The following is a 15,133-nucleotide window of genomic DNA, read 5'->3' as shown; positions in this document are numbered from 1 at the left end:
CTGCTTGCAGTTATCTCCACTTCCGTTTCTGAGGGCTCACTATGTTGAGAGAACGTATACTAACAGCGCTTGTGTTAGCACCACTCGTACTGTGTTCAATTTTATTTTTACCAATGCTTGGCTTCGAAATTGCCATGATTGGTGTGCTTGGGCTAGGTGCATGGGAATGGGCTAACATGTCTGGCTTCGTTACCCGCCAAACTAAAGCCGTTTATACGTTTATTGTGGTGGCTATTTGTAGCTACTTCACCTTTGCTATTGATGTTGAAAGTATATGGTACCAAGGACAATTAAACAGTCTCTATCATTACATATTGGGTATAGCCGCTTTGTGGTGGTTTATCTCGTTATTAATGATTATTGCGTATCCTCGTTTTAGCTCATTTTGGCGCACGCGCCGCGGCATTCAAGGCATTTTTGGTTTACTTACCTTAATACCCACCTGGGTTGCGATTGTATCGTTACGAACCAGTTTGTACGATGTTGATAGCTTTTACGGTGCCTCACTTATTTTTTACGTACTTGGCATTGTATGGGCTGCGGATATAGGTGCGTTTTTCGTCGGGGTGAAATTTGGCCGTACGAAATTACGCCCTAGAGTGTCTCCTGGCAAAACCTTTGAAGGTTTAATGGGGGGCGTAGGCGCATCGTCATTAATCATCGCATTCGCAGCGCTTCATTACGCCGTGGATCCCAGCCGTATCTGGATAAACATACTTATAGGCGGTTTAACCGTTGCCGTATCAGCATTAGGTGATTTGAACGAAAGTATGCTCAAACGCTGTGCTGGTATTAAAGATAGCGGCAACATACTTCCTGGGCATGGCGGCATTTTGGACCGCATAGACAGCCTGACGGCGGCCTTTCCTGTGTTCGCCTTTTGCTACGTATCTTGGATGGCTTAATGCAAAATATTTGTATATTAGGGGCCACAGGGTCAATTGGACAAAGTACGCTTGATGTGGTGTTGCGTCACCCCAGCGAATACCGCGTTTTCGCAATAACTGCCCATAGTCAGATAGACAAGCTCATTGAGCAAGCAAGGTTGTGTCAGCCTAAATATGTTGTGTTGTCTGATACGCGGGCTTATCAGCAAGCTAAACAAGCCCTTATTGACGCCGAAATAAAAGCCGAGTTGTTAACCGGTGCTGAAGCCTTAGCCGATGTGGCTAGTGCCGATGAGGTGGACGTTGTTATGGCGGCGATTGTGGGCGGGGCAGGTCTACTACCTACGATTGCAGCGGTCAAAGCGGGTAAAAAAGTATTACTAGCGAACAAAGAATCCTTAGTGATGTCCGGCGAGTTGTTTATTAACGCGGCGAAAGAGCACAGCGCTACGATTCTGCCTATTGATAGTGAGCACAATGCAATCTTTCAATGTCTACCTCACGATTATCAGTATGGCGATTTAAGCGCGAGTGGCATCAGCAGTATTTTATTGACCGGTTCGGGCGGGCCGTTTCGTGAAACGCCATTAACCTCATTATGTAATATGACGCCTGCTGAAGCATGTGCTCATCCTAATTGGGATATGGGGCAAAAAATATCGGTCGATTCAGCCACTATGATGAACAAGGGCTTAGAGTTTATTGAAGCCCGTTGGTTATTTGGCCTGCAAAGTAGTGATATAAAAGTGGTATTGCACCCACAAAGTATTATCCATTCCATGGTGCAATACTGTGACGGTTCGGTATTGGCCCAGATGGGTAATCCTGACATGCGAACGCCCATTGCTCATGGTCTTGCATTTCCCAAGCGAATCGATTCTGGTGTGAAACCACTAGATTTTCAAACCGTTAGCCAGTTTAGTTTTGGCGAACCTGAGCAAGCACGTTACCCCAATTTATATTTAGCCATCGAGGCATCAAATGCTGGTCAATACGCCACAACGGCATTGAATGCGGCCAATGAAGTGGCTGTGGCGGCTTTTTTAGCTGGTCAAATTGGCTTCACTCAAATTGCTCAAGTTAATCAAGAGTGCCTAGCACAAATGGCCGGTTGTCAGCTTAATGATATTGAAGCGGTCGTTGCTTGGGATCAGGAATGTCGTAGCAAAGCACAGCAGCTCACTTCATCTTATTCACGAGAGGCAAGCTGATGTTGGGCTTTTTATGGAGTTTAGCGTCGTTTGTTATCGCGCTGGGTATTTTAGTCGCGGTGCATGAGTGGGGCCATTTTTGGGTTGCCAGACGCTGCGGCGTTAAGGTAGAGCGTTTTTCTGTTGGTTTTGGCAAAGCGCTGTGGCGACGCACGGATAAGTTAGGCACCGAGTACGTTATTGCCGCGATCCCATTAGGTGGTTATGTCAAAATGCTTGATGAGCGCGTCGATGACGTCGCTGAAGAGGATTTACCCCACGCCTTTAACCGCCAACATGTGCTCAAACGAATCGCTATCATTGCCGCCGGGCCACTGACGAATTTTATTTTTGCTATTTTCGCTTTATTCGTAATGTACCTGATAGGCGTGCAAACGATTAAGCCTATGATCGGGGACATACAATCCGATAGCATTGCCGGACAAGCAGGAGTCGTTCAAGGCTCGGTTATCAAGCGGGTGGGAGAGCGAGAGACCATTGATTGGCAAGCGGTTAATCTTGAGCTGATTTCATATATTGGTAATGATACGCTGCCGCTCACCGTTACCTTGCCAAATAGCCCAGTTGAACAAACTAAAGTGTTAAATTTAAGCACTTGGCAGTTTAATCCGGATGAAGACTCTGCAATCGATAGTTTAGGCTTGTCTGTTTATCGTCCTGAAATCCTGAATGTTGTTGGTTTGGTAGCCGAAAAATCGGCGGCGGAGCAGCTAGGATTGCAGGTTGGAGATAAAATTCAGCAAGTAGATGGAACTCCCATGGAAAATTGGGAACAAATAGTGAGCTATGTTGCAAAGCGTCCCAATGCAGATATTGCTATCGAGGTGTTGCGAGATGAACGTGTTGTTAGGTTAAACGGCATGTTAGGCTCACGCCAAGATGGTGAAAATGAAATTGGGTATTTAGGGGTAAGCCCAACGCTAGCGCCATGGCCGAAAGGGGTTTTATTTACACACCAATATGGTTTGTTCGACGCTATCGTTCAAGCCAGCGACAAAACTTGGCGGTTGATGACGTTGAGTGTCGAGATGCTAGGAAAGCTCATTACCGGTGATGTATCAGTTAAAAATCTCAGTGGACCGATTTCCATTGCCCAGGGTGCTGGGATGAGTGCGAGCTCAGGAATAGTATATTTTCTGAGCTTTTTAGCGTTAATTAGCGTCAATTTGGGGATTATTAACCTTTTACCCATTCCGGTGCTTGATGGCGGCCACTTACTCTATTATTTTATAGAGCTTTTACGCGGTCGACCGGTGCCGGACTCTGTACAAGAGATTGGTTTTAAAATAGGTGGTGTTTTGTTACTCCTGTTTATGAGTATCGCCATTATTAACGACATTACGCGTTTATAATTTTTATCGGCCAGTTTGGTCAAAAGCACAAACATATGTGCGCTTAGGAAGAATGTTAATAAATGAAGTTTAAACAGTTAGTTGCTGCAGGATTGATGTTATCCGTTGCCGGTATGGCAAAGTCGGCCCAAGAAAGTGAATTTGTCGTCTCTGATATTAAAATCGAAGGTCTCCAGCGTGTGGCCCTCGGAGCGGCATTAACCTACTTGCCGGTCAAAGTCGGCGACGAAATGAACAGCTTCCGTATTGCACAAGCCATTCGCTCCCTCTATGCATCGACACACTTTGAGAGTATCGAAGTGTTGCGCGATGGTGACGTGTTGGTGGTCAAAGTTAAAGAGCGTCCAACCATCAGTAATATTATTCTTGAAGGCAATGACGACATTAAAGATGAGCAGCTTCAAGAAAGTTTAGACGGCAGCAATATTCGCTTGGGTGAACCACTGGATAAAACCGTGTTGACCTCTATTGAAAATGGCCTGAAAGATTTCTACTACAGTATTGGTAAATATAATGCTGATGTGAGCGCAATCATTACGCCGTTACCGAGAAACCGTGTTGATCTGAAACTACTCTTTGAAGAGGGCGACGCTGCTAAAATTGAGCAAATAAACATCGTCGGCAACACCATTTTCGATGACGCCACCTTATTTGAGCAAATGGAATTAAAATTCGATGCGCCTTGGTGGGATTTCATGTCGGAAACGCGCTATCAGAAACAAACATTAACCGGTGATATGGAAACGGTCACCAGTTACTATAAAGACCGCGGGTATTTAAAATTCGATATTGACTCAACGCAGGTGTCAATGACTCCCGAAAAGTCAGGTATCTACGTCACATTAAATATCGATGAAGGTGAGCAATATAAAGTTTCCGAAGTGGAATTAGTGGGCGAGTTATTAGGCCATGAAGAGTACCTAAAACTCGTTCTGCCTATTACCCCAGGTGAGTTATATAACCAAGCTGAAGTGACCTACACAGAAGAATTCATTAGCAAGTATTTTGGTCGATTTGGTTATGCTTACCCTAGCGTTACAACAATTCCTGATATCAATGAAGAAGATAAAACCGTTAAGTTGACCTTGTCGGTTGACCCGGGTAAGCGAATTTACGTTAGACGCATTAACTTCGAAGGGAATATTGGTACCGCTGATGAAGTATTACGTCAGTCTGTTACACAAATGGAAGGGGCGTGGTTATCAAATGCGACGCTTGAGTCATCTAAGAATGCACTTTCTCGTTTGACCTATATGGAATCAGTTGATTTCGAAACGGTCCGCTTGCCTGGTGAAGACGACAAAGTAGACGTTAATTTCAGTGTTAAAGAACAAGCATCTGGCTCGTTTAATGCGGGTATCGGCTATGGCGATAGAACCAAATTGAGCCTTCAAGCGGGTATTCAGCAAGATAACTTCCTTGGTACAGGTAAACGAATCGCACTTAATTTAAGCACGACTTCTTATCAAAAAAGTGCCCAAGTTTCTTATACCGACCCTTATTTCACTATCGATGGTATTAGCTTAGGTGGCTCAGTTGGCTACAGTGAGTTTGATGGTGAAAGCGCAGGTTTCATTCAATATAACTCTAAGCAATACTCTGTGGGGGCCAACGTTGGTTACCCTATTGATGAGTTTAATCGCATCAACTTCGGTTTAACCTATAGTAATGTAGAGTTGTTCCAAAGTACCTCGTATGAGCAAACAACGCGCTTTTATAATCAGTTTGTTGACGAAAGCAACCCTGATGATTCTATCAAATATGACAGCTTCTTAGCATCAGTTGCTTGGATACGTTCTACGTTGAACCGTGGTGTATTCCCGACTGCAGGCTCATCGCAACGAGCATCATTCAGCATCACAACGCCGAACTCGGACGTGAATTATTTCAAAACTGAAGTGGATACTAAATTTTATTTCCCATTATCACGCAATCAACGCTGGTCGTTCTTGGCTCGCTTGAAGTTAGGTTATGGTAACGGTTATGGTACAGCCAATGGGGTTGACCAGATTCTACCGTTTAACCAAAACTTTGGTGCAGGTGGTAATGATTCATTACGTGGTTTCGAAAATAATACTGTAGGCCCTCGTGGTGTTCAGTTGACACCTTCGGCTATTCGCGACATCGATGGCAATATTATTTACGGTAGCCCAGAAAATGACACAGTAACAATTTCATCTCGCTCATTGGGCGGTAACGCCATGATCTTAGGGGGAGTGGAACTCATCGTGCCGACTCCGTTTGTGGAAGCTGACTTCGATAACTCAGTACGCACAAGCTTGTTCATTGATGTGGGTAACGTTTGGGATACTGAATTTAGGTATGACCGGTATAAAGATCTAACGCTTAATCAACAATTTAACAATGATCCACTGGAAGATTACAGTGATTATAAGTTGTATAGAGCTTCAGGTGGTCTTTCTGTACAATGGTTGTCGCCTATGGGACCTATGGTATTCAGCTTCTCTAAAGCGATTGAATCAAGAGAAGGGGATGACACGAAGTTTTTCTCTTTTAACATTGGTCAAACATTCTAAATCCAGTATTGTTTAGTGCTGAGAAAAATAACGATTAAAAATCAGGAGTATCTTTTGAAAACATTTACGAAAAGTCTTGTAGCAGGGGCGTTAATTAGCGCAGCAGCATTCAGTAGTGCAGCTATGGCAGAACAGAAAATCGGTGCAGTTAACGTACAAGGTATTTTCCAATCTATGCCTCAAGCTGCCACAATTCAGCAGGACTTAGCGGCGGAGTTTAAAGACCAAACTGAAGAAGTAAGCCGCTTAGAAAAAGACATTAAGTATTACATCGAGAAAAATCAACGTGATGCTGCGACGATGAGCAGCAAAGAGAAAACTGAACTTGAAGGCAAAATTAATGCGCTTCGTGAAGAGTACGCAGCCAAAGCTCAGCCTCTTCAACAAGAAGTACAAGGCCGTTTGAAAGAAGAGCAAAATAAATTGCTAGGTTTCATCAAGCAGTCAATTGACGTTGTTGCAGCAAAAGAAAAGTATGACGTTATTTTAAACGCCAATGCTGTTGCATTTATTAACCCAGAAGACGATATCTCTAAGAAAGTATTAGAGCAGGTTAGTAAAGTTAAATAGGTCCATTAGGACTGTAAATAAAATCGATAAAAAGGTCTGGCTTTGAAGCAAATAGTTAGCTTGCAGCAATTAGCTGATAAAATTGGTGCCACGTTACATTTAGCCCAAAACGATAGTGCTGATACTAAAATTCATTCACTGTCTACTTTGGCATCTGCGGGCAATGGTCAGATTTCATTTTTGTCGAATAGTCGGTATCGTAGCCAGCTTGAAAAAACGGCCGCTTCGGCCGTTATTTTAAAATCTGAAGATTTATCGCATTGTCAGTGCTCAGCATTAGTGATGGACAATCCCTATGTTGGGTTTGCACTCGCAGCACAATTACTTGACTCTACTCCTCGTTCGGCCGACGGCATTTCACCTTTAGCGGTGATTGCTGATGGTGTTGAATTGGGTGAAAACGTTAGTATTGGCGCGCATGCCGTTATTGAATCGGGTGTTAAGCTAGCAGATAACGTACAAATTGGCCCCGGCTGTTTTATTGGTAAAGACGTAAGTGTTGGCACCAATACTAAGCTGTGGGCAAATGTCACTCTGTATCATCGCGTTGTACTGGGGCAAGATTGTTTGATTCAGTCTGCTACTGTTATTGGTGCTGATGGCTTTGGTTATGCAAATGACAAAGGCCGTTGGGTAAAAATACCGCAATTAGGTACGGTTATCTTAGGAGACCGTGTCGAGGTAGGAGCCAGTAGTACGATAGACCGTGGTGCACTTGATGACACCATAATAGGTGATGGTGTAATTATCGATAATCAATGCCAAGTGGCGCACAATGTGATTATAGGTGAGAACACAGCTATCGCTGGATGCACAGTTGTCGCCGGAAGTGTTACTATTGGCCGCAATTGTACGATTGGTGGCATGGTGGCAATTAACGGACATATGGAAATTTGTGATAACGTTTATATTACGGGTATGAGTATGGTCACCAAGGCCATAGACAAACCTGGCGTTTACTCTTCCGGAATGCCCGCTATTGAAAACCGAGAGTGGCGAAAAAATGCAGTGGCGTTGCGTAACCTTAGCACCCTCAATCAGCGTGTCAAAACACTCGAAAAATCGCATTTAAAATAAGTCGCCTCGCCAATTAGGTGACTTTATTGAGGAGATAACCTGTTGGTTAATAATATCAATCAGCTTGGAATTGAAGAGATTCTTGAGCTTTTACCCCACCGTTACCCATTTTTATTACTTGATCGCGTTACTGACTACACTTTAGGTGAATCGATCACAGCCTATAAAAATATCACCTTCAATGAGCCGTGTTTTACGGGGCATTTTCCGGGTAAACCTATTTTTCCAGGGGTATTAATTTTAGAAGCGTTAGCACAGGCAGCTGGCGTTTTAGGGTTTAAAACAGCAGGAAACAGCGACGACTTATACTTGTATGCTGGTATCGACAAAGCGCGCTTTAAGCAACCTGTTGTTCCTGGTGACCGTTTAGATATGAATGTGCGACTAATCAAAGAGCGCCGTGGTATCTGGAAATTTCATGGGGTTGGCAGCGTAGACGGTAAAGACGTTTGTGAAGCCGAATTCATGTGTGCAATGCGGAAATTATAACGTGATACATTCTACAGCTATTATTCATCCATCGGCGATTATCGCCGAGGGTGTAAAAATTGGTCCTTACTGCCTTATCGACGCTAATGTTGAGATTGGCGCAGGAACTGTGCTTGAATCTCATGTGGTGGTTAAAGGCCATACTGTCATTGGGAAAAACAATCGTTTTTTCCAATTTGGCTCCATTGGTGAAGATTGCCAAGACAAGAAATATGCGGGCGAGCTGACCCGCCTCGTCGTAGGCGACAACAACGTCTTTCGCGAATCTGTGACTGTTCATCGTGGTACAACCCAAGACAAAGGTTTAACCCAAATCGGCTCAAATAATTTGTTTATGGCCTATGCCCATGTTGCCCATGATTGCGTCGTGGGTGACAACAGTATTTTGGCAAATAATGCCACATTAGCGGGCCACGTACACGTTGGCGACCATGTGATTTTGGGCGGTATGACTGCGTTCCATCAGTTTTGTCATATCGGTTCACACAGTTTTGTCGCAGGTGGAGCCATTGTACTGCGTGACGTACCGCCATATGTCATGATTGGTGGTGATAAAAGCACACCTCATGGAATCAATAGCGAAGGCCTGAAACGCCGTGGTTTTGATAAAGACGTAATCATGCAATTACGCCGTGCATATAAAGTATTATACCGTAACGGCCATCGCGCAGACGAAGCCGTAGAGTTACTAAATGAAATGGCAGTAACCACGCCTGAAGTTAAAATGATGGCGGATTTTGTGGCGACCTCTTCACGAGGTATCGTGCGCTAAGCCATGAGCGAAAAAAACATCAGAGTAGGAATTGTCGCCGGTGAAACATCCGGCGATATACTAGCCGCTGGTTTAATCAGTAAGATCAAACAGCAATACCCTAATGCAACGTTTGAGGGGATAGCCGGTCCCCGCATGCAAGCGCAAGGCTGCACAACAATTTTCGACATGGAAGAGTTGTCCGTAATGGGCCTTGTTGAAGTGTTGTCGCGTATACGCAGATTATTGTTTGTACGTAAAAGTTTATACCAGCATTTTATCGCTAACCCGCCAGATATTTTTATCGGTGTTGATGCCCCTGATTTCAATTTACGCCTAGAACTTCCTCTTAAAAACGCGGGTATTAAAACCGTACACTACGTCAGCCCTACGGTTTGGGCATGGCGCGAAAAGCGGGTCTTCAAGATTGCTAAAGCAACGGATCTGGTACTAAGCTTGTTTCCTTTTGAGAAGCAGGTTTACGATAAACACAACATTCCATGTCAGTTTGTAGGTCATACCATGGCTGACAGCATTGCGATAGCGCCTGACAAAGAAGCTGCTCGTAGGGCACTGAAAGTTCGCACAGAAGAGCGCGTGCTCGCATTGCTGCCCGGTAGTCGTCATAGTGAAGTGAACTTGTTGCTTGATATATTCATGCAAAGCGCAGAATTGCTAGCCAAAGAAGTGAGTGATTTATCTGTACTCATTCCTGTGGTGAATAAAGAACGAAAACGCCAAGTCGAAGACTATATGCGAGAGCACACGGTAAATGTTAATTATCGAGTGGTGATTGGCCATGCCCGTGAGGTGATGACAGCCTCTGATGCAGTGTTATTAGCGTCAGGCACCGCCACATTAGAAGCGATGTTATGTAAGCGGCCTATGGTGGTTGCTTACCGCATGAGCTGGTTGACACATCAGATGATGAAGCGCCTATATATCGCTAAATATTTCGCATTGCCAAATATTCTTGCGGACGAAGAGCTAGTACCAGAACTACTGCAAGAAGACGTTAACCCGCAAAATATTGCCAAAAAATTATTACATTATTTTACCCAGAGTGACGAAGATAAAACCGCACTCGTCGCGCGTTTTACTCAGCTTCACGAAGTGCTCAAGCAAGACGCCGATGCCCAAGCGGCCAGAGCTGTCTTGGCACTGATTGAACCTAATCAAGAGAGTAACTAAATGACTCAGTTAATAGCAGGTGTCGACGAAGTAGGCCGCGGTCCTCTAGTGGGGGATGTGGTGACGGCAGCGGTTATTCTCGACCCTTCTAAGCCGATCGCTGGGCTAGCCGATTCGAAAAAAATATCCGAGAAGAAACGCTTAGCCTTGTTTGATCTCATTATGCAAAATGCGCTTTCTGTGAGCGTAGGTAGAGCATCCCCAGAAGAAATTGATGAGTTGAATATCTTACATGCCACCATGCTTGCTATGACGCGGGCAGTGCAGGGGCTAGCGACTCAACCTACCTTTGTGCGGGTAGACGGTAATCGTTGCCCAAAGTGGAACTACGCATGTGAAGCTGTGGTTAAAGGGGACAGCTTATATGCTGAAATATCAGCCGCCTCGATTATTGCCAAAGTCACTAGAGACGCAGAAATGACTGCTTTGCATGAGAAATACCCTGAATATGGATTTGGCCAACATAAAGGCTACCCAACCAAAGCACACCTTGAAAAACTGGCTGAATTTGGCCCTTTACCTGAGTATCGAATGAGCTTTAAACCCGTGCAATTATCATTAGTGCAACGCGGTGGACAGTTGGCAGGAAACTAAATGTCTGATTGTAAATTTGTACACTTAAGAGTGCACAGTGATTACTCCATGCTGGATGGTTTGAATAAAGTCAAGCCACTGATTTCCCAAGTGAAATCATTAAATATGCCCGCTGTTGCCTTGACAGACCAAATGAACATGTGTGGCTTGGTGAAGTTTTACGAGCAAGCGCATGCAAATGGCATCAAACCGATAATAGGAACCGATTTTTGGGTGCAATCATCAGCACTTGAAGATCATGTTTTTCGGCTAACGCTTTTGGCGGCCAATAACAAAGGCTATAAAAATATCACCTTGCTCATTTCCAAAGCCTATTTACGCGGAAGTGTGCAAGACAAGGCGGTGATAGACCAAGAATGGTTAGCCGAACACAGTGAAGGCGTGATTATTCTGTCGGGTGGTCGCATGGGCGACTTAGGCGTATACCTCACCAAAGGTAATGTGGGGCTAGCCGAAAAAGCCACTGCATTTTACCAAGAGCATTTTCCTGATCGTTTCTATTTAGAGTTAACACGCACAGCGCGCGTCGGTGAAGAGGATTACATTCACCGAGCCGTTGAGTGGGCAGGGCAGCATAATTTACCTGTGGTCGCCACCAACGAAGTGTGTTTTATCTCCCCTGATAACTTTGAGGCCCATGAAATTCGTGTGGCTATTCACGATGGTTACACGCTGAACGATCCTAGGCGGCCCAAATTATACAGTGAACAACAATACATGCGCAGCAGTGAGGAAATGTGTGAGCTATTTGCCGACATTCCTCAGGCGATCGAAAACACCGTCGAGATTGCTAAACGATGCAATGTGTCAGTGTTATTGGGCACTTACTTTTTGCCGGATTTCCCTACCGGGGATATGTCGATTGCTGATTTCTTGGTTAAGGTCTCTGAAGAGGGATTGGAAAAGCGATTAGCCTTTTTATTTCCAGATGAAGAAGAGCGACTCGCCAAACGCCCTGAATACGACGAGCGTTTAAAAGTAGAGTTGGTGGTTATCAACCAAATGGGGTTCCCAGGTTACTTCTTGATCGTAATGGAATTTATCCAATGGAGTAAAGACAACGGTATTCCTGTTGGTCCTGGCCGTGGGTCAGGCGCAGGGTCATTGGTTGCATACGCCTTGGGGATAACCGACTTGGATCCTCTTGAATTCGATTTGCTATTCGAGCGATTCTTGAACCCAGAACGGGTATCAATGCCGGATTTCGATGTTGATTTCTGTATGGACAGACGAGACGAGGTTATCGATCACGTTGCCGAAATGTACGGCCGTGACGCGGTATCGCAAATTATTACCTTTGGTACCATGGCAGCAAAAGCCGTAGTGCGTGATGTAGGGCGTGTGTTAGGTCATCCTTATGGCTTTGTTGATCGCATCTCTAAGCTTATCCCCCCTACACCGGGCATGACACTAACCAAAGCGTTTGAAGAAGAGCCGCGTCTCCCTGAGCTTTACGCTTATGACGAAGAAGTAAAAGATCTGATCGACATGGCGCGTATTCTTGAAGGGGTAACACGAAATGCAGGTAAACACGCCGGTGGTGTGGTTATCGCCCCGGATAAAATTACCGATTTCGCTCCGCTTTATTGTGATGATGAGGGCAAAAACCCGGTTACCCAATTTGATAAAAATGACGTTGAAACCGCTGGTTTAGTTAAGTTCGATTTCTTGGGTTTGCGTACGTTGACGATTATTCAATGGGCCATCGATATGATTTCCAGTGGCAAGGGAATTGATATTGATATTCTGGCGATACCAATGGATGACAAAAAGTCGTTTAAGTTACTGCAACGCTCAGAAACCACCGCGGTATTCCAGTTAGAGTCCCGTGGTATGAAGGATTTGATCAAGCGACTTCGCCCAGATAGTTTCGAAGATATCATCGCATTGGTGGCGCTGTTTAGACCAGGCCCTTTGCAATCAGGCATGGTTGATAACTTTATTGACCGTAAACATGGCCGAGAAGCCATTTCCTATCCAGATGCGACTTACCAACATGAATGCTTGAAAGAAATTCTTGAGCCTACTTACGGCATCATCCTGTACCAAGAGCAAGTTATGCAAATTGCGCAGGAAATGTCTGGTTACAGCCTAGGTGGCGCGGATTTGCTGCGCCGAGCTATGGGTAAGAAGAAACCCGAAGAGATGGCCAAGCAGCGTGAGTCATTTGAGACAGGCGCGAAAAATAATAACATTGATCCAGAATTGGCGATAAAGATCTTTGATCTGGTTGAGAAGTTTGCGGGCTATGGTTTCAACAAATCTCACTCTGCCGCATATGCGTTAGTTTCTTACCAAACACTTTGGTTGAAAACACATTACCCTGCTGAGTTCATGGCGGCGGTAATGTCAGCTGATATGGATAACACGGACAAAATCGTCACCTTAGTGGATGAATGTCAGCGGATGGGCATCACCTTGCTACCTCCAGATGTGAACGCTGGTAGTTATAAGTTCACTGTTGATAGCGAAGGGCGAATTGTTTACGGCATAGGCGCGATAAAAGGCGTCGGTGAAGGACCTATTGCGGCCATCATTGAAGCGCGGGAGAATCACGAAAAATTCACAGACTTGTTCGATTTCTGCGCCAAAGTAGATACTAAGCGTATAAACAAGCGAGTGCTTGAAAAGCTCGTCTACGCTGGGGCATTAGATAACCTTGGCCCTCACCGCGCATCAATTATGGCGACATTGCCTGAAGCCATTGCCGCTGCGGATCAGCACGCTAAAGCTGAGTCTCATGGGCAAAGTGATATGTTTGGTCTATTAACCACTGAGCCTGAGCAAGTAGAGCAAGCCTTCGTTAAAGTGCCGCCTTGGCCAGAAAAAGTATGGTTGGACGGTGAAAAAGATACCTTAGGTTTATATTTAACCGGTCATCCAATTAATCAATATTTGCAAGAGATTAGACACTACTGCACCGGCCGCTTGGTTGATCTGAAACCGACTAATAAAGATGTCGTGTCCTACGCGGTAGGATTAGTACTGGGCGTACGCGTCATGACTAATAAAAGAGGACGGCGCTGGGGTATTGTCACATTGGATGATAAAAGTGCTAGGATAGATGTACGTTTTTTCCCCGATTTGTTTGAACAATACGAGGAAATACTGCAATCTGACCGAATATTGGTGGTAAGTGGACAGGTCAGCTTTGATGAATTTTCTGGGGGCAATACAATAGGCGCCCGCGATGCCATGGACATAGTCCAGGCGAGGGAAAAGAACGCAAAATGGTTAAGCATGCAGTTTGATTCGAGCTGGTGTAATGCATCAACACTCGCTAAACTGCAAGCAATATTAACGCCTTATCAAGGTGGCAGCTGTCCGGTACAAGCCCATGTTGTACATCCGGATGCAGAGGTGACATTGGCTTTAGGTGCCCAGTGGTATGTAACCCCTGAGGACCAGTTACTTTTTGAATTACAGCAGCAGTTCGGTAAAGAGCATGTTGAGCTGGTGTTTCATTGATTTTGACAGATATTACATCTGTTCACGAATAAACAAATTAGGTGTGGAATGAGCTTGAACTTTTTGGATTTCGAAAAACCAATTGCCGATCTTGAAGCGAAGATTGAGGGATTGCGTTTGGTTAATCAAGGCGGTGAATTCGATATTAGTATCGAGGAAGAAATCACAAAGCTGCGCGAAAAAAGCGCGGAAATGAGCAAGAAAATATTCGCCGATTTAGGCGCATGGCAAGTTTCTCAACTTGCTCGTCATCCTATGCGTCCTTATACCTTGGATTATATCCCGCGTATTTTCAGCGAATTTGATGAGTTAGCGGGTGATCGTGCGTTTGCCGATGACAAAGCGATTATCGGTGGTTTGGCGATGCTAGACGAGCAACCTATTATGGTGATTGGTCACCAAAAAGGTCGTGATACCAAAGAGAAAGTAAAACGTAACTTTGGTATGCCAAAACCTGAAGGGTACCGCAAAGCCTTACGTTTGATGGAAATGGCCGAGCGTTTTAACTTGCCGATCATTACCTTTATCGATACACCAGGAGCCTACCCTGGCGTAGGCGCGGAAGAACGTGGTCAAAGTGAAGCTATTGCGCGCAATCTAAAAGTCATGGCTGGACTTAAAGTACCTATTATTTGCACGGTTATCGGCGAAGGTGGGTCTGGTGGAGCGTTAGCCATAGGTGTAGGCGATCGCGTTAATATGATGCAATACAGTACCTATTCTGTTATCTCACCTGAGGGCTGTGCATCTATTCTTTGGAAAAGCGCTGAAAAAGCGCCTCAAGCTGCTGAAGCTATGGGTGTAGCTGCAGGGCAAATTAAAGAATTAGGCTTGATTAATACGATCGTTGAAGAGCCCCTAGGTGGCGCTCATCGCGATCACGACATCGCTGCAGCGAACTTAAAGGCGACAATTAAACAGCAACTTGCACAGCTAAGAAGCTTGTCTGTTGATGAACTACTCGATCAACGTTATGAGCGACTCATGTCGTTTGGTTACTGTTAAA

At 44.9% G+C, this 15,133-nt stretch carries 12 protein-coding genes; all 12 read left to right on the top strand.

Annotation, left to right across the window (positions count from 1 at the left end; all coding sequences use genetic code 11):
* The first annotated feature begins 41 nt into the window (after positions 1 to 41).
* The 12 genes from GCHA_RS13060 to accA all read left to right on the top strand — a co-directional run bounded on the left by GCHA_RS13060 (position 42) and on the right by accA (position 15,132).
* Positions 42 to 905, top strand: coding sequence for a phosphatidate cytidylyltransferase (locus GCHA_RS13060; protein WP_007988944.1), 864 nt, complete (start codon positions 42 to 44; stop codon positions 903 to 905).
* Positions 905 to 2,098 carry a 1-deoxy-D-xylulose-5-phosphate reductoisomerase gene (ispC, locus tag GCHA_RS13055; RefSeq protein WP_007988943.1) on the top strand — a complete coding sequence of 398 codons (1,194 nt, stop codon included), beginning with the start codon at positions 905 to 907 and terminating at the stop codon, positions 2,096 to 2,098. Before GCHA_RS13060 ends, ispC begins: the two co-directional genes overlap by 1 nt.
* Positions 2,098 to 3,450 carry a sigma E protease regulator RseP gene (rseP, locus tag GCHA_RS13050; protein ID WP_007988939.1) on the top strand — a complete coding sequence of 451 codons (1,353 nt, stop codon included), beginning with the start codon at positions 2,098 to 2,100 and terminating at the stop codon, positions 3,448 to 3,450. The genes ispC and rseP overlap by 1 nt, the downstream gene beginning before the upstream one ends.
* Positions 3,451 to 3,512: 62 nt before the next feature.
* Positions 3,513 to 5,987 carry an outer membrane protein assembly factor BamA gene (bamA, locus tag GCHA_RS13045; RefSeq protein WP_007988938.1) on the top strand — a complete coding sequence of 825 codons (2,475 nt, stop codon included), beginning with the start codon at positions 3,513 to 3,515 and terminating at the stop codon, positions 5,985 to 5,987.
* Positions 5,988 to 6,041: 54 nt separating this feature from the next.
* Positions 6,042 to 6,557 carry an OmpH family outer membrane protein gene (locus tag GCHA_RS13040; protein ID WP_007988936.1) on the top strand — a complete coding sequence of 172 codons (516 nt, stop codon included), beginning with the start codon at positions 6,042 to 6,044 and terminating at the stop codon, positions 6,555 to 6,557.
* Between the two features lie 42 nt (positions 6,558 to 6,599).
* Positions 6,600 to 7,634, top strand: a complete 1,035-nt coding sequence (lpxD, locus tag GCHA_RS13035; RefSeq protein ID WP_007988934.1) for a UDP-3-O-(3-hydroxymyristoyl)glucosamine N-acyltransferase — start codon at positions 6,600 to 6,602, stop codon at positions 7,632 to 7,634.
* Between the two features lie 42 nt (positions 7,635 to 7,676).
* On the top strand, positions 7,677 to 8,123 hold the full coding sequence (fabZ, locus tag GCHA_RS13030) for a 3-hydroxyacyl-ACP dehydratase FabZ (protein ID WP_007988932.1): 447 nt from the start codon (positions 7,677 to 7,679) through the stop codon (positions 8,121 to 8,123).
* Between the two features lies 1 nt (position 8,124).
* Entirely contained in the window at positions 8,125 to 8,895 is a 771-nt protein-coding gene (gene lpxA, locus GCHA_RS13025) for an acyl-ACP--UDP-N-acetylglucosamine O-acyltransferase (RefSeq protein WP_007988929.1), read from the top strand.
* Between the two features lie 3 nt (positions 8,896 to 8,898).
* On the top strand, positions 8,899 to 10,065 hold the full coding sequence (lpxB, locus tag GCHA_RS13020) for a lipid-A-disaccharide synthase (RefSeq protein WP_007988927.1): 1,167 nt from the start codon (positions 8,899 to 8,901) through the stop codon (positions 10,063 to 10,065).
* Entirely contained in the window at positions 10,066 to 10,659 is a 594-nt protein-coding gene (rnhB, locus tag GCHA_RS22820) for a ribonuclease HII (protein ID WP_007988925.1), read from the top strand.
* Positions 10,660 to 14,127, top strand: a complete 3,468-nt coding sequence (gene dnaE, locus GCHA_RS13010) for a DNA polymerase III subunit alpha (RefSeq protein WP_007988923.1) — start codon at positions 10,660 to 10,662, stop codon at positions 14,125 to 14,127.
* A gap of 48 nt (positions 14,128 to 14,175) precedes the next feature.
* Complete coding sequence (gene accA / locus GCHA_RS13005; RefSeq protein ID WP_007988921.1) at positions 14,176 to 15,132, top strand: acetyl-CoA carboxylase carboxyl transferase subunit alpha; 957 nt, start codon at positions 14,176 to 14,178, stop codon at positions 15,130 to 15,132.
* Position 15,133 lies beyond the last annotated feature (1 nt).

The sequence above is a fragment of the Paraglaciecola chathamensis S18K6 genome (genome assembly GCA_000314955.1).
Classification (GTDB): Bacteria; Pseudomonadota; Gammaproteobacteria; order Enterobacterales; family Alteromonadaceae; genus Paraglaciecola; species Paraglaciecola chathamensis.
This window is presented reverse-complemented; position numbering and strand designations above follow the sequence as displayed.